The organism is Photorhabdus hindustanensis (assembly GCF_002968995.1).
Classification (GTDB): domain Bacteria; phylum Pseudomonadota; class Gammaproteobacteria; order Enterobacterales; family Enterobacteriaceae; genus Photorhabdus; species Photorhabdus akhurstii.
Genome location: NZ_PUWT01000053.1, coordinates 1 through 19875, shown reverse-complemented (window position 1 = coordinate 19875; position 19875 = coordinate 1). Strand labels below are relative to the sequence as shown.

Annotated in this window: 32 protein-coding genes and 1 pseudogene; 13 read left to right on the top strand and 20 right to left on the bottom strand. The window is 41.1% G+C overall.

Translation table 11 applies throughout. The features are described from left to right. Positions 1-12: 12 nt before the first annotated feature. The 3 genes and pseudogenes from C6H66_RS18265 to C6H66_RS18255 all read left to right on the top strand — a co-directional run bounded on the left by C6H66_RS18265 (position 13) and on the right by C6H66_RS18255 (position 4555). Complete coding sequence (locus tag C6H66_RS18265; protein ID WP_046395734.1) at positions 13-762, top strand: creatininase family protein; 750 nt, start codon at positions 13-15, stop codon at positions 760-762. 1758 nt (positions 763-2520) lie between these two features. Continuing rightward, a pseudogene (locus C6H66_RS18260) lies at positions 2521-3072 on the top strand (Rpn family recombination-promoting nuclease/putative transposase); the annotation flags it as partial. Between the two features lie 217 nt (positions 3073-3289). Next, positions 3290-4555 (top strand): tyrosine-type recombinase/integrase, encoded by a 1266-nt coding sequence (locus tag C6H66_RS18255; protein WP_105396322.1) that lies wholly within the window; start codon positions 3290-3292, stop codon positions 4553-4555. A 135-nt stretch (positions 4556-4690) separates the two neighbouring features. Here C6H66_RS18255 and C6H66_RS18245 read toward each other — a convergent pair whose 3' ends face one another. From C6H66_RS18245 to C6H66_RS18160, 18 genes are all read right to left on the bottom strand, one after another. Continuing rightward, the gene (locus C6H66_RS18245; protein ID WP_105396320.1) at positions 4691-5014 is read right to left on the bottom strand and encodes a hypothetical protein; all 324 of its coding nucleotides are present in this window, start codon (positions 5012-5014) and stop codon (positions 4691-4693) included. Next, on the bottom strand, positions 5011-5244 hold the full coding sequence (locus tag C6H66_RS18240) for a hypothetical protein (protein ID WP_105396319.1): 234 nt from the start codon (positions 5242-5244) through the stop codon (positions 5011-5013). Before C6H66_RS18240 ends, C6H66_RS18245 begins: the two co-directional genes overlap by 4 nt. Then, positions 5207-5455: a hypothetical protein gene (locus C6H66_RS18235; RefSeq protein WP_248000726.1), complete on the bottom strand. Its 249-nt coding sequence runs from the start codon at positions 5453-5455 to the stop codon at positions 5207-5209. The genes C6H66_RS18240 and C6H66_RS18235 overlap by 38 nt, the downstream gene beginning before the upstream one ends. Positions 5456-5457: 2 nt before the next feature. Further along, a complete protein-coding gene (locus C6H66_RS18230; RefSeq protein ID WP_105396318.1) occupies positions 5458-6018 on the bottom strand; it encodes a beta clamp domain-containing protein in 561 nt (186 codons plus the stop codon). A gap of 110 nt (positions 6019-6128) precedes the next feature. Further along, entirely contained in the window at positions 6129-6728 is a 600-nt protein-coding gene (locus C6H66_RS18225; protein WP_105396317.1) for a hypothetical protein, read from the bottom strand. Next, positions 6728-7468, bottom strand: coding sequence for a Rha family transcriptional regulator (locus C6H66_RS18220; RefSeq protein WP_181150238.1), 741 nt, complete (start codon positions 7466-7468; stop codon positions 6728-6730). The genes C6H66_RS18225 and C6H66_RS18220 overlap by 1 nt, the downstream gene beginning before the upstream one ends. A 2-nt stretch (positions 7469-7470) precedes the next feature. Further along, positions 7471-7758 carry an ANR family transcriptional regulator gene (locus C6H66_RS18215; RefSeq protein WP_105396315.1) on the bottom strand — a complete coding sequence of 96 codons (288 nt, stop codon included), beginning with the start codon at positions 7756-7758 and terminating at the stop codon, positions 7471-7473. 13 nt (positions 7759-7771) lie between these two features. Then, positions 7772-8137, bottom strand: a complete 366-nt coding sequence (locus tag C6H66_RS18210) for a hypothetical protein (RefSeq protein WP_105396314.1) — start codon at positions 8135-8137, stop codon at positions 7772-7774. A gap of 89 nt (positions 8138-8226) precedes the next feature. After that, the gene (locus C6H66_RS18205; RefSeq protein ID WP_105396313.1) at positions 8227-8628 is read right to left on the bottom strand and encodes a hypothetical protein; all 402 of its coding nucleotides are present in this window, start codon (positions 8626-8628) and stop codon (positions 8227-8229) included. Positions 8629-8631: 3 nt separating this feature from the next. Further along, positions 8632-9063, bottom strand: coding sequence for a hypothetical protein (locus tag C6H66_RS18200; RefSeq protein WP_105396312.1), 432 nt, complete (start codon positions 9061-9063; stop codon positions 8632-8634). Positions 9064-9085: 22 nt separating this feature from the next. Continuing rightward, positions 9086-9232, bottom strand: a complete 147-nt coding sequence (locus C6H66_RS26075; protein ID WP_181150237.1) for a hypothetical protein — start codon at positions 9230-9232, stop codon at positions 9086-9088. 30 nt (positions 9233-9262) lie between these two features. Further along, positions 9263-9454 (bottom strand): hypothetical protein, encoded by a 192-nt coding sequence (locus C6H66_RS18195; protein ID WP_105396311.1) that lies wholly within the window; start codon positions 9452-9454, stop codon positions 9263-9265. 15 nt (positions 9455-9469) lie between these two features. After that, positions 9470-9904 carry a hypothetical protein gene (locus tag C6H66_RS18190; protein WP_105396310.1) on the bottom strand — a complete coding sequence of 145 codons (435 nt, stop codon included), beginning with the start codon at positions 9902-9904 and terminating at the stop codon, positions 9470-9472. Next, entirely contained in the window at positions 9905-10315 is a 411-nt protein-coding gene (locus tag C6H66_RS18185) for a hypothetical protein (RefSeq protein WP_105396309.1), read from the bottom strand. Continuing rightward, entirely contained in the window at positions 10315-10509 is a 195-nt protein-coding gene (locus tag C6H66_RS18180) for a hypothetical protein (protein WP_105396308.1), read from the bottom strand. Before C6H66_RS18180 ends, C6H66_RS18185 begins: the two co-directional genes overlap by 1 nt. After that, complete coding sequence (locus tag C6H66_RS18175; RefSeq protein ID WP_105396307.1) at positions 10506-10703, bottom strand: hypothetical protein; 198 nt, start codon at positions 10701-10703, stop codon at positions 10506-10508. The genes C6H66_RS18180 and C6H66_RS18175 overlap by 4 nt, the downstream gene beginning before the upstream one ends. 275 nt (positions 10704-10978) lie before the next feature. Continuing rightward, positions 10979-11182 (bottom strand): hypothetical protein, encoded by a 204-nt coding sequence (locus tag C6H66_RS18165; RefSeq protein WP_036807197.1) that lies wholly within the window; start codon positions 11180-11182, stop codon positions 10979-10981. A gap of 402 nt (positions 11183-11584) precedes the next feature. Next, a complete protein-coding gene (locus C6H66_RS18160; protein WP_105396305.1) occupies positions 11585-12187 on the bottom strand; it encodes a helix-turn-helix domain-containing protein in 603 nt (200 codons plus the stop codon). 126 nt (positions 12188-12313) lie between these two features. Between C6H66_RS18160 and C6H66_RS18155 the strand changes: the two genes are divergently transcribed. From C6H66_RS18155 to C6H66_RS18130, 6 genes are all read left to right on the top strand, one after another. Then, positions 12314-12553, top strand: a complete 240-nt coding sequence (locus C6H66_RS18155; RefSeq protein ID WP_105396304.1) for a helix-turn-helix domain-containing protein — start codon at positions 12314-12316, stop codon at positions 12551-12553. Beyond that, the gene (locus C6H66_RS18150; RefSeq protein WP_425600145.1) at positions 12543-12836 is read left to right on the top strand and encodes a hypothetical protein; all 294 of its coding nucleotides are present in this window, start codon (positions 12543-12545) and stop codon (positions 12834-12836) included. The genes C6H66_RS18155 and C6H66_RS18150 overlap by 11 nt, the downstream gene beginning before the upstream one ends. A 253-nt stretch (positions 12837-13089) precedes the next feature. Next, positions 13090-13389, top strand: a complete 300-nt coding sequence (locus C6H66_RS18145; RefSeq protein WP_105396303.1) for a hypothetical protein — start codon at positions 13090-13092, stop codon at positions 13387-13389. A 3-nt stretch (positions 13390-13392) separates the two neighbouring features. Next, positions 13393-14937, top strand: a complete 1545-nt coding sequence (locus C6H66_RS18140; protein ID WP_105396302.1) for a DEAD/DEAH box helicase — start codon at positions 13393-13395, stop codon at positions 14935-14937. Beyond that, complete coding sequence (locus C6H66_RS18135) at positions 14937-15911, top strand: DUF7146 domain-containing protein (RefSeq protein WP_105396301.1); 975 nt, start codon at positions 14937-14939, stop codon at positions 15909-15911. The genes C6H66_RS18140 and C6H66_RS18135 overlap by 1 nt, the downstream gene beginning before the upstream one ends. Further along, positions 15911-16675 (top strand): antitermination protein Q, encoded by a 765-nt coding sequence (locus C6H66_RS18130; RefSeq protein WP_105396300.1) that lies wholly within the window; start codon positions 15911-15913, stop codon positions 16673-16675. The genes C6H66_RS18135 and C6H66_RS18130 overlap by 1 nt, the downstream gene beginning before the upstream one ends. Before the next feature lie 178 nt (positions 16676-16853). Here the strand turns inward: C6H66_RS18130 and C6H66_RS18125 are convergent, their stop codons facing one another. Continuing rightward, positions 16854-17213 (bottom strand): helix-turn-helix domain-containing protein, encoded by a 360-nt coding sequence (locus C6H66_RS18125; RefSeq protein ID WP_046396441.1) that lies wholly within the window; start codon positions 17211-17213, stop codon positions 16854-16856. A gap of 65 nt (positions 17214-17278) precedes the next feature. Then, positions 17279-17539 (bottom strand): type II toxin-antitoxin system RelE family toxin, encoded by a 261-nt coding sequence (locus tag C6H66_RS18120; protein ID WP_105396299.1) that lies wholly within the window; start codon positions 17537-17539, stop codon positions 17279-17281. Positions 17540-17862: 323 nt separating this feature from the next. Between C6H66_RS18120 and C6H66_RS18115 the strand changes: the two genes are divergently transcribed. The 4 genes from C6H66_RS18115 to C6H66_RS27315 all read left to right on the top strand — a co-directional run. Beyond that, positions 17863-18903 carry a hypothetical protein gene (locus tag C6H66_RS18115; protein ID WP_105396298.1) on the top strand — a complete coding sequence of 347 codons (1041 nt, stop codon included), beginning with the start codon at positions 17863-17865 and terminating at the stop codon, positions 18901-18903. Beyond that, positions 18903-19412, top strand: a complete 510-nt coding sequence (locus C6H66_RS18110; protein WP_105396297.1) for a hypothetical protein — start codon at positions 18903-18905, stop codon at positions 19410-19412. The genes C6H66_RS18115 and C6H66_RS18110 overlap by 1 nt, the downstream gene beginning before the upstream one ends. A gap of 71 nt (positions 19413-19483) precedes the next feature. Next, positions 19484-19660: a hypothetical protein gene (locus C6H66_RS26070; protein ID WP_181150236.1), complete on the top strand. Its 177-nt coding sequence runs from the start codon at positions 19484-19486 to the stop codon at positions 19658-19660. Between the two features lie 109 nt (positions 19661-19769). Beyond that, positions 19770-19875, top strand: a 106-nt coding sequence (locus tag C6H66_RS27315) for a phage holin family protein (protein WP_181150235.1), incomplete at its 3' end; no start/stop codon positions are given.

Here is a 19875-nt window from a genome sequence, read left to right as displayed (position 1 = left end):
AGGGATAACATCATGAATAATAATAAAATTAGAGAATTTGCGGAACTGACCAGTGAGCAGGTTTTAACCGCGGTTGAAGGTAAAACATTGATATGGCCGATTGGCGGGATTGAGCAGCATGGTCCTCATCTGCCATTGAATGTGGATTCAGTGATCCCAGAAGCCTTTGCTCGCGTGTTGGCGGAGGATATTAATGGCTTCACCTTGCCGGTACAGCCGGTGTCTGCCAGATCATTGCCACAGAGTGGTGGGGGACTTGAATTTCCTGGCACGATTTATCTGGATGGATCAACATTTACCGCTTATATCAGCCGAACAATTAAAAGCTTGTGTTCATTGCCCTTTAAACAACTGGTGATCATTAATGGTCATTTTGAAAATGAAGGATTTATTTTCGAAGCGGTAGACGCATTACGAGCGGAGGGGCATTTTAACGATCGTTCCGTTATCGTATTTAGCTGGTGGAGTTTGGTATCTGATGATTGGACTCGTGAACATTTAGTTGATTTTCCCGGTTGGCACGCTGAGCATGCAGGGTTAACAGAAACGAGTTTAATGTTGCATTTACGTCCTGATTTAGTGAGAGCGGAGCGACCTGACCACGATAAACCGCCACGTGCCGGGATCTATCAAGTACCGATTAAAAAAGAGTTTTCAACGAGAGGCGTTCTTTCTAAAACATCCGGCTCAAGTGCGGAGATAGGCGAACTCATTTTCGAGCATGTCAGACAGCAAATACTGGAACTGGTTACTGCGGATTAATCAGTCTTAATATCGCTGCGTCTTTTCTATTTTGCCCTGGCTACTGGGGAAAAGTTTATTGCTTTTATATTATCAAATGCGCCTTAAAACCTTGTCTTTCAGGGGAAGGTTATAAGGCGCAGTTTTTTGTCTATCAGTATGGTTTTAACATCGGGAAAAAAGTGGCAAGCGTATTATGAAAAAACAGGTAAAAACTTTTATCATCAAAGATAAAAAGAAGTGGTTAATGTTCTTTTTCAGCGGATAAAAAATTCGATGCTATATTGGCATTGGAAGAGAAAACATCATGAAAAACAGGTTTTAAGTTTATTTTACATGGTTTTAAGAAGTTTACTGAAAATCAGAGATAATCGTTAAAGAAAGCGGATAAGATTTTAGATTAACCAGATTAACAGCATTAAAAATGATTAAAGAAATATGCTTTGATTTTAATGCCATTAACACACCATTTACTCTCTATGTTTTTAAAGTATATAAAAGAAACATAGAGTTATTAAAATAAAAGTGAAAAAACCTAAGTGTCAGTTTAATGGAAAGTATCAATTTAATGAAAATGGCATCGTTAAATACGAGGTGGAAAATAGAATTATTTACCTGTTACAGGCTCTGTTTATCATCTTTTTAACAGGGTTAACCTTATCTTTTTACTTGCATTTTCCCACCTTGACAATTGTCAGATGCTTTTTATCGGTGATTAGTTAGCTGAGGGTTGAAAAAATAGGTGCATTCATTAATGCCAGATTTTTTAAAAATACAGAGTGGCTAAAAACAGTCGACTCCCTTTCATATTTAATACATTTATCGGCAATGTTATCCTCCGATTATTTTACGTTTACCTAATCTGATACAACTATTCAAAAGTGATAATTCGGAGCGATTAAAGCTATAAAAATGACGTAATGAAAAATAGGTAAACGGTTAATTTAGTAGGATTCAAAATCTGAAAAAAACATAAAGGGATATCCTTATATCATCAAGCCATTTACTGGCTGATTTATCAAAAAATAAAGGGCGGGGCTTATTAAAACTACTCAAGATTGTCGATAAAACAGAATCAGTATTAATGCACGTTGGGAAATAATGGATAAAAAAGAATGGGTAATAAACCAGATAAGTGATTATTATGATCGGTAAAGATAGAGAGCGGGTATGATTAAACTTAACATAAATCAGACGTAGAAAGTGGTAAAAATACCATTTAAAATTTTATACCGCTTAAAATCCAATGTTAAAACAATGTGTTCTAATAACAGTTTAAACCCTGCCAATCATAAAGCCATCAGTGAAAAAACTTGACTCTATTAATGCTTATGTAATCAGGGGGAATAAATAATAATATGAATAAATTAATCAGATAATCTGTTTTCTTAAAGGAGCTGGATTTAATAACGTTTTCAATTGGAAAATAAACTTGTTTATAAAATAATTAAATAATTTATTATGGTAAATAGGTATAAAACCCCCCCAAGAAAATGATTTAAGGGAATACGAGTATGTTTACTTCCGGATTAACGATGTTGCACTTATTATGTGAATCTACCAATAACTTTCATTGAGTAGTTGTTGTAAATATAATGTTTCCTCGTTTTTTCTTTGCTGGTATTTGATTCTTTAGGCTCTTCTATTAATGCATTCGGTAAAGACTTGTCTGAGAAAATCTGGGAAAATGTTTTTTGTAACTTGGTTGCGAGTTTTCCAGAGATATTATAGCTTTTACAATAAGTGGCGATGACTAATAGATAAATAGAGAAACAGATTGTGGCAAAGAAAGAAAAACGGCCTCACCATGATGTATTATTCAAATATTTTTTAACGCAGCCTGAAACGGCCAGGGAGTTCTTATCCTTTTATCTGCCCGAAGAGGTCCAGTCGTTGTGTGATTTAGCCACATTGAAACTGGAACCCGGCAGTTTTGTGGATCTGCATTTACGTCAACTGCACAGTGATGTGCTGTACTCGGTTGAAACGGCTCGGGGACAAGGCTATATCTATTGCCTGATTGAACATCAGTCCACCCCTGACCCATTGATGGCCTGGCGGCTGATGTATTATGCCATGTCAGCTATGTCGGCTCACCTGAAAAAAGGCCATACTGAACTCCCTTTGGTCGCGCCTCTGCTGTTTTATCATGGTGAGGTTCGACCGTATCCTTACTCAAACCGGTGGCTGGATTGTTTTACGTTCCCCGAACAGGCTGCCCGCTTATACCGCCAGGCGTTTCCGTTGGTGGACGTCAGTGTGCTCAGCGATGAAGAGATCCTGACGCATAAAGGGGTTGCCCTGATGGAGCTGGTGCAAAAACACATCCGCTGACGAAATGCGTCTGTGAAATCACTATTCAACATTAATGATCATCTCTAGTCATGAAAATTAAGTTAATTAATTGATTTTAAATTGAAAATTGCTTTTCATGGATTCGTCTTAATCAGTGGTAATCATGAATATTCATCAAGTGTCATGAAAATTATGTACATTCTGGTGTACATAAACTACATTAAGAGCTGTATTATTTTTTGAGAAAATTAATATGGCTATTACTGATTCATGGCTGCGTTCAATCAGCGGCAAACCCCAAGAAAAAATGATTACTAAGTCCGATAGAGATGGCTTGTCTGTTCGTGTTACCCCGAAAGGTAAGGTTATATTTCAGTTTAGATACCGATGGGGTGGGAAAGGAGATCGAATTGATATTGGTACTTATCCAGCAACGAGCTTAAAAGATGCTCGTGACTCGGTGATTTCTTATCGCGGAGAACTGGAGCAACATCGTAATCCTAAAATAGTTAAACGAGTGCGAAAAGAATCGGCATTGAGCGCGGTCACTGTGGAAAAGCTTATTCGGGAGTGGTGGAAAACGACAATGCAAGGTTCAAAGGTTAACGCCGATCAAATATTGCGTTCTTTCGAAATTCATGTTTTCCCCAAAATTGGTAAACTGCCTCATGATGAGGTAACACTGCATGTCTGGCTTACTTTAATCGAAGAAGTCTCAAAACGTTTTCCATCAATCGGAGAGCGGATATTGACATATTCTAAAACTGCGCATAGATGGGCCGTTCGAAGAGGAATGACCCATACTACTCCTTTGTCTGATGTAGTATCTAATGATTTGAAAGGGAAGGAGCCTAATACTGACATTGATGTTGATATCGATACTGACACGGGAGAAAGGGCATTAAGTGAAGATGAGCTGGTGGTTCTTTTCCATATTATTGATGCCCCTAAATATAATCCACGGAACGCATTAATAATAAAATTATGTCTGTTATTTGGGTGTCGCATTGGTGAGTTATTAAAGGCAAAAGTTAGTGATTTTGATTGTGAAAAAAATATTTGGACAGTTCCCCCTGCAAATCATAAAACAGGGAGAAAATCCAAAAAACCTCTTATCAGACCGATTATTTCAGAAGCTAAAAAATTAATTGAACAGGCAAAAAAATTAAATCACGGGAGTGAATATTTGTTTACTGTATTTGATGGAAAACCCTTCAATAAAGGATCACATGCTAACATCATTGATGTTCTCAATAAAAAGATGGCTCCTCACTTTGATCCTTATACATCTTGGTCAATCCACGACTTACGCAGAACCATGCGCACCGGGGTTTCTGAATTAATACCGCCTCACGTTGCTGAAACGATGATCGGTCATAAACTGCCGGGGGTTTGGCAGGTGTACGATAAGCACACCTACCTAAACGAACAGCGAGAGGCATATGAGCGCTGGTGGGCGAAGCTGACTAAAATTGTTTCCCGTTCTCCCAGTCAAGAATATCCTGCCACAAAAAATTAAGCTGGTCGGATTTAAACTTGGGCTTCGGGAAGCCCTCCCTTTTTTGCTTCCCGTTGCTCACCCACAATCTTATCGTGTGTGGTTTTACGCCATACCGCTCAGCAAGTTCTTTTGTTTTGACATAGAGCTGTTGAGTCATTTTTCACTTCCTCTCTGATAACCATTCTCCAAAATTATCTTTGCTACTGTTGCCGGAGTTGCTTTATCACTCCAGGTAAGATCATCAATCAGAAAGTTCAGTTCGGCAACAAGTACGGATTCTAAATCTTTGGGCCAGTACTCATATATATAATCGCTATAATAAGAGTTCTCGATGACCTTAAGTGTCAGTAATACCATCTCCTCTGGTGTCCTGTCAGCTTTTCTGTAACCGGCGTTCCAAACCGCATCGGTGATATCAGATGGATCACCCCATGCTGAGGCTATTACTTGGGTTAAGTGGAATGAGTTATTGATCATTGTTTTTTTCCTCGCTTATTGCGCCCTTTGCCTTTCCTCACGGGCGTTAACTTCACATTTACTACCTGTGGCGCTGGTGGTAAAGGAGGGCATTTGCCCTCATGGATATAAAAATTACGTTTCATGCGGTGGATGATCCGCTGTGTATAGCCCCTGCCATCGTCGATATGGAATGTCGTCCTGATCAGTTCATCATCGGTATCTGCTATCTGGCTGTGCTCTTCCGTCACTGTTCGCTCTCCCTGCAAATGATTTTGTATGCCCGCAATACGTGCGTTGTTTTGCCGGTGATAGTAGTTTTCCTAATAGAAAGCCAGTAGACCAAGCGCGAACGGGTACCATTAACAAGGCGGCATCGATACAACGGTTGTGTTTGCGGCGTTCAGTGATGAAACTGGCAACGACGATTTGCTCAGTATGGTCAAAGTATTCGATTCTCATGATTACCAGCTCTTCATTTCCCGTGTTATTAATTCGAAAACATCCTCTGCGCAGGGCATGACTATAAACACAGGGTTGCCGTAATACTTGTTCGTTATAGGGCAGAACCGAAAGCGGCAAGCTGTCTTCATACCGGATGGCTCCATAATCACTACCCCTAACCCGTCAAACATCCGAGAGGGGTAGGACAGATATTCGGTACGAAAGAACGGCATAACATCCTGTTTCTCTGTTGGGATGATTTTGTCAAAATCAGGAAACCGACCATTCAGTATTTTCAGATTATTAAAGCCAAACAGGCGACCATCTTCATCGTAGTGAAATGCCTTGCTGCCTCCTTCTAAGTCTATTTTTGTATTTTCAGCGGCTTCTGGAATATCGCCATCAAATCGAATAATTAGGTCAATATCAGTGTCAACGTTGTGCTCCATACGAACAGCAACATGACTATTGGTTGCCTCAATATACTTAGGTGATATATGTACCCCTGTTAATTGAGGATGCTTGTTCACCTTAGCCACACAAACCAAAGCGGCTCGCAGTAAACTAGAATCAATAATCATTATTTTTTTCCTTGTAAATTTTCAGTACCGAACAATTTTTTAATATCTGCGGCGTAGGTGTTTGCCAGCGCATTAAGATGAAAGTTTTTCGTTATCATTTGAGCCTCCTGTCAGTGAATAACCGGCATGGTGTTAAACTCGCCAGCCTTTGCCACTTTGATTAATTCATCGTGCAAGAGAGAAAGCCCTTCGCGCCCTTTCTCAGATAGCCGATTGCCGATCTCTGGCTGCATATTGATAAAAGTCATGTACATTCTGACCGCCATATCCGCCCCGTCTTCGCTACCGGCCTTCTCAAAGGCGATCCCCTCAATATGGGTTGCTAACATCATGCGTTCTGCTAATGGGTATATCGTGATTGCTGCTGTTCCATTATCGTAGAGGGCTGCGGTATCAGTGCCTCCCTTGTCGTTATCGACTTCAAGGGTGCCGTTTCTGTCTATTTGCTCTTGCACAAACGAGGCTGACACAATCCACCGCCAAAACATCAACCGTTGTTCACTGGTTGGCGCATAGAAGCCTGCTTTCCAGCCATGAAAAATAGCCGCTATCAATTCAAAGCCCAGTAATAAATCATGGTCATACTGACCAGCGTCCAGTGATACTACCGCCTCCTCATAACTTATGACTTTTGAGTTCGCGGCCTCAGTGATGACAAAGACGCCATACTTGCCGTAATCAAATGCTGGCTTAGTGTGATGTTTGCTCATTACTTACCCTCCCAACCGATAACCTGAAATAAGCCCATTTTTGGGTGATGCCATTTGGATTTGCGTTGTTCAGCCTCGCTCATCATCAGATGGAAAGCGCTCATAAAGTCCTCTTTAAATACGATTTTCATCGGGCGAGGCTGGCCGTCTGGCGTCATGATGGTGATGCTGTCCGTTGGTACGTTGTAGACTTCTGCCAGCGTCCGGCACTTAGCATCAGTCAAACCACATTTGACACGGAGGAGGGAGTAACCCACCCATCCGGTAGGGATTGCACCTTGTTTGATTTGCTCAATGGTTTCAGAAACCTCTTCAACTTTTTCTTCAACCTGATTAAGGCGGCGCTCTTGCTCTACTTGTGCTAAAGCGTAGGCAAGGTTAAGTTCAGCCTGAGATTTTGGTTTTGTGGTGCCAGACTCCAGAGTAAACCAACGGTCAATGATGGCGGCACGACGTCTTACGTCATATCCGGTGATCAGGATTTCGGTATTCCGGCGATCAAGGAGAATTTCACTGATAAAACCCCTCTCATCAATAGCAACAGTAATCCCGGCAGCAAACATAACCTGTTGATTTCTATGATTCCTCAAAAATGAGGAATCAAATTCAACGCTATAGACGGCTTTCAGAACTTCCCGGATGTCACGAATAACGTTATCGTGGCGCTTATCTGTTAATTCAGCGATTTCACGACTGCCCATCATGGTTGGTTGATTGCTGGTGGTAGTTATATTGGTCATTTTCATACCTCTTTTTCTTTATCAATGTGGACCTTTAGAGCATCAGCGAGTTGTTTCGCTTCTCTCTCTTTTTTGCGACGCTGCTTATAATCTTCCTGCCATTGTTCATGGCGTCCTTGCAATGAATGACGTTTTAAATTCAGTTCAACACGATATTCAGCCCATTCACGGTTAATTTGGTGCTTGGCATGTTCAGCGACTTTATTCCAGAGAGCCGCCGCAATTTCGTATTTTTCTTCACGCTCACTCTGAATAGCTCTTTGTGAGAAATTAAAATGGGTAATATTCACTGTGAGTCCTTATTTACTGAAAGGTATATTCTGGTGAAAATCCGCCGTGTTTAGCTCTTTCTGCAATTAAATTAATAAGAGCGCACATAAAGTCATTTCCCTCACCCGTTAATTTATCGCCGTGTTTTGACAGGTAACTGCTATAGCTGTCTAAAATATATTTATCAGCTTCATCTCGCTTGTATTCGTTATAAGCAGGCACTTCGAAAAATACATGCAAAGCTTTTCTTAATATCTCTTCTGATAATTCAACAGTACACATAGAGCCATCGTGAAGACTAACAGCAATACAATGGCTACTGGTTTTCTCTGTCATTGCATCGAGTTTTGCAGCTATTAAGCGATTTCTGTATCGTTCAATTAATGTTTGATTACTCATAGATACCCCTTTGCTTAGGCTGAGACAATCCTCAGCCATTAAGCTGTAATTAAAGTCCAATAAGTTATTGAGTTAATTAGAGTCTATATTTAAAACTCACCCTTATTTATTTTAATTAATGCATCAAAATGTTGCTGAGCGGCTTCTTTAGTTAAATGAATAACACCGAGTTTAAGATAATAAGTGTCCATGTTATCATTTTTCCATATGAGATTTCTTATTACACTTAAATCAACTACGAAATACTCATCATTGTATTTTAATTTATAATCAACAGGCTTCGGAAAACTCACTTTGCCGACCGTTATCATTTCGGGCTTGCGGCGATATTTAAATTCCGGGTTCCATCCCGGATTGTGTGGACATTGCTCCCAGCCGATTACCTCAATATGAAGCCGTTCCCACAACTTCCAAGGTTCATCAGTTTTCATTGCATCTTGTGCGTATTGCAACATTAACTCAGCGTGTACGTGTTTTTTATTTTCTGACATTGTTTAGTCCTCTATTTCTTCCCGCGCTTTCATCATTGCATCTGCCATTCTGTAATATAGAGAAGCAATATTGTTTAGAGTATCGTCTGTTGTGCTGAGTGTAAGTATGCCAGTATCATTCCCTTGACAAGCCCAATCGCCCTGCATGGCTTTAGCTGCAAAATAATCCCGTAATGTCATATCTGGTTTTTTTGGAATTATTTCACCTGTTAATCCCAATGACTCAACTAAATTTTTCACATTACTTATTCCTCCCGGAGTAATCGTTCCTTTATATTGAACTTTATTTGCCGTGGGATAAAAAATTACTTTCCCTTGTTTTGTTTGTACTGTTATAGTTCCGCAATCATCAATAGTGTGATTAATGCCGATTTCGTTAAGCTGATTAGATGATTCGGAAACTAATTTTTGTTTTTTCTCACTTAATATTTTCATAGCAATGAATCCTGCCAGTTAATTAAAAATCAATCCATTGACGGGCGTTATTTCTATTTCTCCACGCGAGTTCAACATACATTTTTCGCATTTCAGAACCGCGCCGATAGATTTTAGCTTCGGATAAATAGCGAGATTGTTCAGCTTTACATTCAATTGCAAATTTCATTTTTGATTTCATTTTTGATTCTCTATGTAATTAAGTACGTTTAACTTCCACAACCTCAGCATCAACTGTTTCAATAATGGTTTTGCTATCTGGCATACAAACCCGGCGTATCCCTTGGGCAGCTTTTTCAGCTCCCCGATATGTTTTGTATCTGTTGCGGAAGGTTTCTTTTGTTACCCGTCCTGTGCGATAGTTTTTGGTTGTGATGATTATCTTAAACATGGTTAATCTCATTAGCTACTTGGTGATGTTGATAAACTCTTTTCTTAATCGCTCATATTCACCGAAAGCGTAAATATATTTTTTGCGTAGTTCATCCATTTCTTTTCGACGCTTAAGCAGCAATCTTATTCGCCGTACCGCTCTCTTTTGGCATGAAATATACTCAGGTAGTAATTCTCCTATTGTCCAGTTCACTACATTGTTTTCACCAATTATTGGCTGGGCCGGGTAATTGGTTGCGCGTCCGGCCCGGCTAAATACTTTCTGCGTCATAATATGCGCCAATTTATTAATAGCATTACTACGACTCCAGCGCTTATAAGAACGGCCATGACGACTAACAACATAGACGGGTAATGTATGTATGCTGAATGCATCATCAATACCGCTACCACTAATAATCCCATCAGAATAAAAACGGGAATAATCAATTTTTTCTAGTTTCATCATTTAAGCTCCTTCCAGTATTCTTATTTCTTGTGCAATATCGCTTGCCAGACTGGAAGCGAGATTTGTTAATGTTGCTGTGTCTGTATCGGCCTCACTGGTAACAGCTTTACTAACAGGGATCATTAATGCCTCAAGATGTTCAGATTTATCTAATAGACCTTTAAATCTTATCTTGCTGATATGAATTTCATTATTTTCTATTTCAGGTTTCTTTTGGTCTCTAATGTTTTCTGTCTGACCGTCCAGTTTATCCAGCTTTTTTTTCACTTCGAAAACTAAACCCTGTACTACGCCGATGAAATAAGATTCATCACAGTCTTTTCTAAATGATTCTTGCCATATACAGAGAAGCGCATCTATCTGCATGACCTTTAAAACCATATCGGAAATATCATCAGCTAAATCACTCATCATTTCCCCCTTGATGCTTTACTGGCAATTATTTGGATAATTTCTAAAAGCTCAAGCCCGATTTCACTCAGCTCATCATCAGCAAGTAAATAACCGGCCGCTGATGCCAAAGCTTCTATTTTTCCGAGTGCATCATCTGCCGCCAAATTAATGTAAGAAAGATTGCGCAACTCTTCTGTGGTTTTGCTATTCATTCTTCACCCCTATTAGCTAAAGCCGCCTCAAGGGAACGATAAACCTCCGAATTGATATCACAAGCAAGTGCAACCAGATCGGCTAGAGTGTTTGAACACTCTTCTTTAGCAGCCATATTCATAATGATTTCATAGAGCGATATAGCCAAACCTGAGCGATATTTTGCATCGTCTAAATTAATTGATTTACGCATCGCACACCTCGTTATTATTAATTTGACCCATCCATATAATTGAGTATCCAACTAATAATTCTGACAGTTCATTTTTGGCTTGCTGGTAACTTCTGGCGACACACCTAACTTTAACTAATAATTTGCACTTAAAGTCAGAATGTTTTGTGACTGCAAAAATAAAAGTCTTTGTGGTATTATCTGTTTTGAACATAGTAATCATGCCTCAAAGTGTTTATTTTGTTCAGGCTCTGGTGTTTGATTGGCGTCGGTACCAGAGCCACTTTTAAATCAGTTCAATCCAAATTAAGTTTGTCTGTTCCCAGTGCGGACTCAAGGGAGCAATTGACTTCATAGTTAATATCACACACAAGAGCAATTAGTTCGCACAACTCGCCTGAACATTTTTCTTTGTCAGCCATACTCGTAATGACTTCATAGAGTGAACAGGCTAAACCTGAGCGGTATTTTGCATCGTCTAAAGTAATTGGTTTACGCATTATGTACCTCCATGTTGTAGCGTTTTATTGCTGAAAAAATAAAAGTCTTCTTGAACATAATAATCATACCTCGGTGTGTTTATTGTTGTTCCTGCTCATTCAACTACTTCTGTTTCTTCTGGTGATTAAATCTATCACCTTGGTGGTATTTAATCTATCACTATAGTTCTAAACATTCTAGACCTATAGTGATAAAAAGTTATTTTTTATTTTATAATATTGAAATAAAAGAAATTTTTTTTAAAAAACAAAAAATGTTTTTTTTATCTTGATAATTGTAATGATTTAGTTAAAAATTAAGATACTGTACGTCTAAACAGTATCTTAAGGGGAAGGAATGCCAGACCTATTGCGAACGCACCCAGGGATTTATGCTACAACAATCGAAATTGAACGGGGTTATTATCGTCTTCGTTTCATATCGCGGAACAGGTATACAATAACACCCACTAATTCAACGTCAGGACTGATAGGAGTTAATGGTACCCTAGCGTCATCAACCGATAGAAAGCCGAAAGCACCACCTTGTACAAAACGATATACAGAGTAGTTTTCTCCTATGCGCGCATATACCAAATCATTGTTAGCTGCTTTTTCTGATCTATCGATTACAATTAAAGAACCTTCTGGAGCTTCTGCGCAGCCAGTATTTTGGGTAATTCTATACGCTCTGTATGCGTCAGATGATTCAAAGAATCCCGGAATCATGATTGTATCCCCTGTATCATTATCGGCATCATAGATTTTTACAGGGAATGATTTGGTGCACTTTACCACAACTGATGTGGGTGAGTTATCTGGGTGCATGGGACCACTGCCATCACTAAGCCATTCTGGGCGCACACCGAGAACTCTAGCCAACTCAACAACTTTAGTAGTGCTTTGCGCCTTTCCTGTGGTTAATTTCCATATCATGGACTGAGCCATGTCTACTTCTTTGGCAAGAGAAGACTGTGTGAAGTCTTTCTTTCTCATTGCCTCTTTTAGTCTTTTAGCGAATGTCATACTCACCTCTTCAATAAGTTTTGTTAATTCTATCTCTAAAGTGATATCTTTGCAAAAACACTATAGTGATTGATTTATCTTTTTGGTGATATTAATATCACTATGGAGTTAACAAGAGGATGGAGTATGAAAAATCTTGCGGTAGAAAAGGCTATAAAAATTGTGGGTAATCAAACGATACTTGCCAATGCATTAGGGTGTAGACAGTCATTAGTTAGCGCTTGGTTGCATGGGAAGAAGCGCGTTTCTGTCTCATCTGTTCCTGACATTGTGGACCTTACAAAAGGCGAAGTTCAGCCTCACGAATTACGCCCAGATCTTCCAAAGGTGTTCCCACCACCGGAAATTATTAACCATGTTCCCTAATTCCTACGCTCAGGTATCAATGCCGTCGTATTTTTACCCGGATGACGGCAAATGGATACAGGAGATGTTACTGAGTCTTGATCCGGCGACACGGGCAAAAATCACAGTGAAGTATGCCGAGGTTTATCAGACGGCTTGGGATGAGGAACCGGTTTCATATCGGAAAGACAATGCAGCGAGGCGGTCAGCAAATATCCGGCTCAGGGAATTTGTCAGGAAGTATGCAAGGGCAAGTCAGGGTTACACCGAGGAGCCGCAGTTAGTGAAGGAGAAAAGAACTTGAAAGGTTACTTGGATGTTTGGACGTCTAGATGTTTGGATGGTTTGGGGAAGAGGGGAAAACTTTCTAGGGGGGTAAGGGGGGTGATCTTTGAAAGGGGTGTTAGGGAAGGCACAGCCAAGGAAAAACAACTCAGATCTTATAGAAGATCACTATAGGGGTATAAAAGCCGAAATACGTCTAGACGTCTAAATGGCTGAATTGATATCCGTCAGGGCTGTGTTCCTGGCAAAGTGAAATAACAGAGGGCAGTGTAATGGAAAACAGCGAAAAACTTATTTTGGAATTGGAGAGGTTCCTTAAAGGGTGTCCCGGTCTAACCCAATGGGAATATGACTTTATCAACGGACTTAGCCGTTATTTTCGGCGTGGAAAATATCTAACAGGTAGACAGAAGAATATAGCCCGTAGCTTGATAAAAAAATATTCAGAAGGGAGCAAGAAGCCGGTGGAGACTTTAGCGAGACATGCACCGGTTCTTGCAGGCACGACTCAGAGTTCAGTACCTGCGGGCGATTATGTCACTGAATCCGCCTTAAGGGAATGGGGGAAGTAAAGCATGCTGACGATAACCCCAAATACAACCCAGAGCCGTGCGTTGTTCATGTTGCGCCAGAACTGGAAACAATACGGTTCATTCATGGTATACGCGCCTACCGGGAGCGGTAAAACAGGCTTATCAGCATTCATCACAGCCGGTTGCATCTCTCGTGGTATGCGGGTGATGTTTGTCGCACCTTACCTAACCTTGGTTCGCCAGACTGCCACCCGGTTCATTCAGTACGGACTGCCAGAAGAAAAAATTGGCTACGTGTGGCGGGATTACCAGCCTAACGACCCAAACCGGCTGATCCAAATTGCCTCGGCTGACACGCTGATCCGCCGTGACTTCCCGGACAACATCGATCTGTTGATCATTGACGAGGCCCATTTGCGCCGTAAAAAGCTGCTTGAAGTCATTCAATATCTGACAGAAAACACTGACGTAAAGGTTATCGGCCTGTCAGGAACGCCGTTTTCTCCGTTTCTGGGAAACTACTATCAGCAACTTTTAAAGCCCACCACGATGAAGGAGCTTATCGCTAAAGGCGAGCTTAGCACCTATGAATTTTACGCCCCCACCAAGCCGGACCTGAAAGGCGTAAAGGTTACCTCCAGTGATGACTTTGGGCAGGATTACAAAGAGGACCAGCTAGCCGAAATTATGGGGGATTCAACGCTGGTGGGCGATATCGTCAGGAACTGGCTGGAGAATGGTAACGATGAACCAACGATCTGCTTTTGCGTCAACGTGGCCCACGCCAATTTTATTACAGTTGAATTTAACAAAGCCGGTGTCAATGCTGAGGTCATCATTGCTGAAACACCCCCGGAAGAAAGGCAGATCATCATCCATCGGTTTGAGCAGGGTGTAACAAAAATATTAGTTAGTGTCGGCACGCTGATTGCGGGGTTCGATAGTGATGTCCGGTGCATCATTTACGCCCGGCCTACCAAATCAGAGATCCGCTGGACTCAAAGTCTTGGTCGCGGGCTTCGTACTGCCCCCGGCAAAGAAACCTGCATGATATTCGATCACAGTGGAAGTGTTCACCGACTCGGCTATCCCGATGATATTGAGTATGACGCATTGCCCTCTAAAAGCGACGGCATGAAAGACAGTTCCCGCAGCATTGACAGCGACAAAGCGGAAAGACTCCCGAAGGAGTGCCCCAGTTGCCACTTTATGAAGCCAGTAGGCGTTTATGTCTGCCCGAAATGCGGATTTAAACCTTTAAGCGGCGAAGATGTGGAAGTGGATCGTTCTCGCGGGCTGAAAAAACTTAACGGTAAGGACCGAGTCTATAGCAAGGCAGAGCGTCAAAGCTGGTGGTCACAAATCAAATATTACCAGCGCCAGCGAGCCAACCAAGGGAAGCCCATTAGTGATGGTTGGTGTGCCCATACCTTCAGAAGCAAATTTGGTGAGTTCCCCAATGGCTTAAATGACCATCCGGTCGAGATCACCCCGGAGGTCAATAATTTTATCAAATGGAAACTGATTTCGTGGATAAAAAGCCAGGAGAAAAAACAACTCAGTTCAGCCACGCAGGGAGATAACTGATGAAAACAACAGATGCAGTAACTGGACAGTGGGCTAAAGTTTTTGAGTATTACGGCTTGCCACCCATTACAGGGAAAAAGCACTACAAAGGGAAGTGTCCGATATGCAGTCAAAAGGGTAAATATCGTTGTGATGATCGGGATGGACGGGGAACCTTTATTTGTGTCTGCAATACCGGCGATGGCTGGAAATTACTTGCGCTGACTCAAAAGAAAGACTTTAAAACGCAGGCGAAAGAAGTTGATGAAATTATTGGCAATACGTATGCCTATCAGCCTGAAAGCGCTCAATCTTCTGTCAATAAAGATGACCGGTCATTACTTCGTGACAAGGTGATTAGGAAGTATTCCACACTGGTGAACCTGCGCGGAACGTCAGCCGAAAGTTATTTACGCAACCGGGGGATTAACTGTTTACCCGTCGAGCAAGTCAGGTATTGCAATCATCAGCCCGTGGGAACGAAAGCTTTTCAGGCCATGTATTCTCTGGCTACGGACGATAAAGGTGCGCTTTGTTACTTGCACAGGACGTTATTAGAGGGTGACAAAAAAGCCAATATGGATATCGCCAAGCAGATCTATTCCCTCCAGTCTGATGATTATTTAAAGCACACTGGCTCTGTTGCTATTCGCATGTTTCCAGTTTCATCAACTTTGGGGATCTCAGAGGGCATAGAAACAGCACTGTCCTGCAAACAGATATACGGTTGCAACACCTGGCCAACTATGAATGCGGGATTTATGGGGAAGTTCCGGGTACCGAGCGGGGTTAAGCACTTAATTATTTTCGCTGATATGGACCTGCATTCAGCGACCGGGCACGCGGCCGCGTTTGAGTGCGCCAGAGGCAATCTCATTGCCAAAAACGATTTAGAAACGGTCAGTATTCGCTGGCCCGATCACGGTGATTTCAATGACGTACTTGTTAACGGTGATGAAGTACGTGAGCTATCTTTTAAGAAGTGGGTGGAATAATGAAACTCGAATCAGCATTAAAACATTTCAGCCCGAAAGGACTGGTCGTCAATAGTTCACCGAAATGTACATCAACAGACCGGATCACCGGTACTGATGTGATGGCGGCATTAGGCATGGCCGAATCTAAGGCTGCATTTGGAATGGCGGCGTTCTTGGGTAAACACGGCGTCAGCAATGAAGATACCATACGGACCGTTGAGCAACTGACTTTGTATGCCAAACGTCAGGTACCCAAACTTATTACCAAAGCGGGTGGGCGCCAGTTAGGAAAATGCCTGGTGATATTGGCAAAAATGGCCTTTGAAGAATATTCCCGGTCAGCCGCTACAACCACCTCATGTGCTCACTGCAATGGGCGAGGGCTAACATCAGTTCGGCGCGATGTGATTAAATACGCAGGGTATAAGGATGTGATAGAGCAGCGGGTAGAAACTGAATGGGTGGATGAACTTTGCTCTCCCTGTAATGGCAAAGGGATTGTATCAAGCCGTTGTCGCTGCAATGGTGCCGGGAAAGTTGTTGACCGCGAAGCAACGAAAGCTACAGGTGCGCCAGTGATTAAAATCTGCGAGCGTTGTTCTGGCCGTGGTTATAGTCGGGTACCGTCCTCAGTAGCATATACAGCAATTAAGGCTCTCCTGCCAGAGCTAACACAATCAAGCTGGTCGCGTAACTGGAAGCCATTCTATGAAAAGCTGGTGGCGAAATGCGATATTGAGGAAAGCAGAGCAGCATCTGAATTTAGTAAGGTAACGCGATAAAAAAGAGAGGGCTTGCGTTTTGCATAGACTTGGCGTAATCTCTCCAGATAGTGGGGAATTGTAGCTATGCTCACTAAAGAATATTCAGACCCGCCGATGAGCGGGTTTTTCTATTTCTACCAGTAGCAAGCTCAAGGTTTACAGCCAAAGTAAACGACCCCTGAGCGGGGCCGTTGGATTATGGAATTAGCTGTTCTGGAGTACAGTTGTATAGTGCGGCCAGTTTTTCTCGTGTGCGCTTCTGTGGTCGATCTGATGCCTCCCACTGAGACACGGTTGATTGAGCTGTGTTGAGTTTTTCAGCTACCTCATGCTGAGACAGCCCACGATAGATGCGCCAGGCTGCCAGAATAGAAACATCCTGATCAACCATAATGGACACGACGCCGTTAGGCACGGTCACATCATCATATTTTGACGGAGTGTATGGCACATCCTCCCAATCTTCCTTTGTGCTGAGAAGTTTTTCGTATTCAGCTACTGGCAGGACAACATATTGAGGTTTTCCTGCTTCATCATTTATGTATTGCATTTTCATGTATTCATCCGGGTGGCCAAGAGTCGCGGTGAATTTAATAATGAGGAAATGGCGGGTTACCCCGCCTAGTACGTTGTCGATGTTCTCCGTTTGACTGCCATTATCGAGCAGATAACCGGCTCGCCGTCAGTGATTTCGAAGATTATCCTGTATTCACCAACCCGTAGTCTGTATTGGTTATCAAGGTCATGAAGTTTCTTGATGTCCAACATGACTGCGGGGAAAGTTTCAAGCTGGTTAACCTTCTCATTGATAGCTTTCCGGTATCTGGTATCGATTGAAAGCAACTGTTTTCGTGCTTTCCTCGTCCATTGAACCGTAACCATCGTTTCCTCATTTGTTAAAGAGCCTATCCGCTTGGGATGATTAGATAATACGATTTTAATCGTATTCTGTCAATAAAATACGATTAAAATACGATATTGTTTTCAGGGCTGCGCATAGCGTGGCCTTTTTACTTATGCAATGCTGATTACCCGGAACTGAATCCGGGCTTGTTCAAAGGCACGCTTATGTGTGGATTCTTGCATTGATAGGTAAAATCTTCTTTTCAGTCGGCTCTACAGATGATACTGTTTAAAAACACAGTAACAAAGATGTACGAAAAACATTAAATTAAACTTTTTACAACTGCTAAGGGTTTAATTTGATGGCAAGCGAAGAAGTAGTTTTTACTTTCTATAGAGTCCGTCAGTGTGGTTATTATAAATCTGGTGAACAAATACCTGCTTTTGGTGGTTTAGTTAAACTACTTGAGGATGTATGTGAATGGGCTGATGGTAAAACTCTTAGAGAAACAAGTACATTTGAAGCCAATGAGAAAAGATTGCCATGTTATCTGTTGAATGCAAAAAGATTTGGTAGCGATTGGTTACTAACTATATGGAACGAAATTCCCAGCAATGGGCAAAAAGTACCTTCTATTCACGGGGATTCACAGTTTGGCAAAGACCCAAATGTTATTATGAATTCTATAGAAGAAGGCAGTATACCCGGATACGCTACTTACTTTTGGTTTTTAACAGAAAAAAATGTATTTGCAACAATAAGGCTGCGTAATCGTTTAACATCGCAAAAATCCTTGCGGCATTATTTATATAGTTTTATGAAGCAATCAAGCAGTTATGTTGTTTCAGAAACAGTTGAAAATGAAAATGGTGAAACCGGCGTGTTAATTCATGGCTACAGGCTAGATCCATCAGATGAGAATGAAAAGTTAGTTCATTACTTTCCAAGATTTGATACCAAGCTCATAAGAAATCCTGGAGAGCATGATATTATTCGTCAGAATGCCGATAGAATAAGAAAAATAGAGAGAGTTATAGAGCTAAACCTTTCAACACCAGAAGATTTAGGTCTTTGGCAGCAAATGCTTGTTAAAATTAACTTAAGACGTAAGCGGGAAGGCGCGCTTACCACTAAAGTTAGATATGTTTTATCACCACATGTTTCTTTGAGTGATATTAACAATATGATAAGGGATTGGGAAAAGCATCAATCAGAGAATAGTGACTATGGTTTTATTTTCGAAGGTGATCCTAATAAAACGCATTGGTTAAGTAATTCTCTTGCTAGGGCAGAATATAATTTAGAAGTTGAAAGGGATAATGACGAGTTAGTTAATGTAGATTTGCTTCTGAATGAATTGACTGGAAAAAGAAGCATTATATTAAATAGCGCAGGTGTCTAATGAAAAAGATAATGGCATGGGGTGGAGTGATAACCATAATAGTTTTTTCTGCTTGGTTTGGTCGCCATGTGCCATTTTCTAAACAATGGCCTTTATTTGAAGCATTAAGAGCTACAGCAGCAATTATCTTTGCTGTTGTTGGTGCTTGGTTTGCCATCATTTATCCTGAGAGATTAAAGAAAGCATTTCGAGGTGGTATAGATGGTGATACCGCCGTAGGTATCCATAGATTATTTACTCCTATTGTACATTCAACAGCTATATTATCAGTGGTATTGTTAGTTGGTATTGCCGTTCCTCTATTGAAGCAATTTAATATTTTTATGGAATATAAAACTATTCTCAGGGGAATTTCCTATGGATTATTAGTCTCTCTCACTTTATGGCAGTTGGTTACGGTAGTATATAGCTTACTGGGACCGGACATGGTTAAAAGCTATACATTAAAACAAGAAAAATCACAAAAAGCTGCAAACTCCATTCTTCATCCCAAAATAAAGAAAAAATAGTTTCAATGTGCTTAATAGATATTTAATTCATATAGTGAGGGCACATAACATCTTGTAAGGAAACCATTGGCATGAATAACTTAACTCCGGTAATTAATGAAATTAATATTGCGCTCCAGCATTCAAAGCGTCCTGAGATTGCGCTGTTCCGTTATTATCAGACAGCCTCAGAGGCTATGAAGAGTACCATCGTATTATCAATGATAGGGAAGCTTATAGAGCAGCAAAAGCGACTAAACAAAATATAAGATACGCATGGAATTTACCATTTATCACTACGCATAGGCCATGATTATTCACGGCCTTTTTCTTTTCACACCCGTTTAACGGGGTCTTAATCCCCAACGGGGGTGGAATATGAAGATGAAAAATAATCCTGATTTATGGGCCGAATTGATAGAAGGCTTAAAACATTCGTGGCCGCAAGTATCTGGCACGGCAGCCGCAATATTGATTTGTTGGG

Bases quoted from the DNA above. Each gene is read 5' to 3' on its own strand.
- C6H66_RS18150 (WP_425600145.1), top strand. From the start codon at position 12,543: ATGTTCCCTAATTCCTACGCTCAGGTATCAATGCCGTCGTATTTTTAC.
- C6H66_RS18235 (WP_248000726.1), bottom strand. From the start codon at position 5,455: ATGAGAATCGAATACTTTGACCATACTGAGCAAATCGTCGTTGCCAGT.
- C6H66_RS18205 (WP_105396313.1), bottom strand. From the start codon at position 8,628: ATGTCAGAAAATAAAAAACACGTACACGCTGAGTTAATGTTGCAATAC.
- C6H66_RS18115 (WP_105396298.1), top strand. From the start codon at position 17,863: ATGGCAAGCGAAGAAGTAGTTTTTACTTTCTATAGAGTCCGTCAGTGT.
- C6H66_RS18185 (WP_105396309.1), bottom strand. From the start codon at position 10,315: ATGAGTGATTTAGCTGATGATATTTCCGATATGGTTTTAAAGGTCATG.
- C6H66_RS18130 (WP_105396300.1), top strand. From the start codon at position 15,911: ATGAAACTCGAATCAGCATTAAAACATTTCAGCCCGAAAGGACTGGTC.
- C6H66_RS18245 (WP_105396320.1), bottom strand. From the start codon at position 5,014: ATGATCAATAACTCATTCCACTTAACCCAAGTAATAGCCTCAGCATGG.
- C6H66_RS18230 (WP_105396318.1), bottom strand. From the start codon at position 6,018: ATGATTATTGATTCTAGTTTACTGCGAGCCGCTTTGGTTTGTGTGGCT.
- C6H66_RS18200 (WP_105396312.1), bottom strand. From the start codon at position 9,063: ATGAAAATATTAAGTGAGAAAAAACAAAAATTAGTTTCCGAATCATCT.
- C6H66_RS18120 (WP_105396299.1), bottom strand. From the start codon at position 17,539: ATGGTTACGGTTCAATGGACGAGGAAAGCACGAAAACAGTTGCTTTCA.
- C6H66_RS18210 (WP_105396314.1), bottom strand. From the start codon at position 8,137: ATGAGTAATCAAACATTAATTGAACGATACAGAAATCGCTTAATAGCT.
- C6H66_RS18225 (WP_105396317.1), bottom strand. From the start codon at position 6,728: ATGAGCAAACATCACACTAAGCCAGCATTTGATTACGGCAAGTATGGC.
- C6H66_RS18155 (WP_105396304.1), top strand. From the start codon at position 12,314: ATGAAAAATCTTGCGGTAGAAAAGGCTATAAAAATTGTGGGTAATCAA.
- C6H66_RS18220 (WP_181150238.1), bottom strand. From the start codon at position 7,468: ATGACCAATATAACTACCACCAGCAATCAACCAACCATGATGGGCAGT.
- C6H66_RS18265 (WP_046395734.1), top strand. From the start codon at position 13: ATGAATAATAATAAAATTAGAGAATTTGCGGAACTGACCAGTGAGCAG.
- C6H66_RS18190 (WP_105396310.1), bottom strand. From the start codon at position 9,904: ATGATGAAACTAGAAAAAATTGATTATTCCCGTTTTTATTCTGATGGG.
- C6H66_RS18255 (WP_105396322.1), top strand. From the start codon at position 3,290: ATGGCTATTACTGATTCATGGCTGCGTTCAATCAGCGGCAAACCCCAA.
- C6H66_RS18160 (WP_105396305.1), bottom strand. From the start codon at position 12,187: ATGACATTCGCTAAAAGACTAAAAGAGGCAATGAGAAAGAAAGACTTC.
- C6H66_RS18195 (WP_105396311.1), bottom strand. From the start codon at position 9,454: ATGTTTAAGATAATCATCACAACCAAAAACTATCGCACAGGACGGGTA.
- C6H66_RS18175 (WP_105396307.1), bottom strand. From the start codon at position 10,703: ATGCGTAAATCAATTAATTTAGACGATGCAAAATATCGCTCAGGTTTG.
- C6H66_RS18110 (WP_105396297.1), top strand. From the start codon at position 18,903: ATGAAAAAGATAATGGCATGGGGTGGAGTGATAACCATAATAGTTTTT.
- C6H66_RS18180 (WP_105396308.1), bottom strand. From the start codon at position 10,509: ATGAATAGCAAAACCACAGAAGAGTTGCGCAATCTTTCTTACATTAAT.
- C6H66_RS26070 (WP_181150236.1), top strand. From the start codon at position 19,484: ATGAATAACTTAACTCCGGTAATTAATGAAATTAATATTGCGCTCCAG.
- C6H66_RS18165 (WP_036807197.1), bottom strand. From the start codon at position 11,182: ATGCGTAAACCAATTACTTTAGACGATGCAAAATACCGCTCAGGTTTA.
- C6H66_RS18140 (WP_105396302.1), top strand. From the start codon at position 13,393: ATGCTGACGATAACCCCAAATACAACCCAGAGCCGTGCGTTGTTCATG.
- C6H66_RS26075 (WP_181150237.1), bottom strand. From the start codon at position 9,232: ATGAAATTTGCAATTGAATGTAAAGCTGAACAATCTCGCTATTTATCC.
- C6H66_RS18125 (WP_046396441.1), bottom strand. From the start codon at position 17,213: ATGAAAATGCAATACATAAATGATGAAGCAGGAAAACCTCAATATGTT.
- C6H66_RS18135 (WP_105396301.1), top strand. From the start codon at position 14,937: ATGAAAACAACAGATGCAGTAACTGGACAGTGGGCTAAAGTTTTTGAG.
- C6H66_RS18145 (WP_105396303.1), top strand. From the start codon at position 13,090: ATGGAAAACAGCGAAAAACTTATTTTGGAATTGGAGAGGTTCCTTAAA.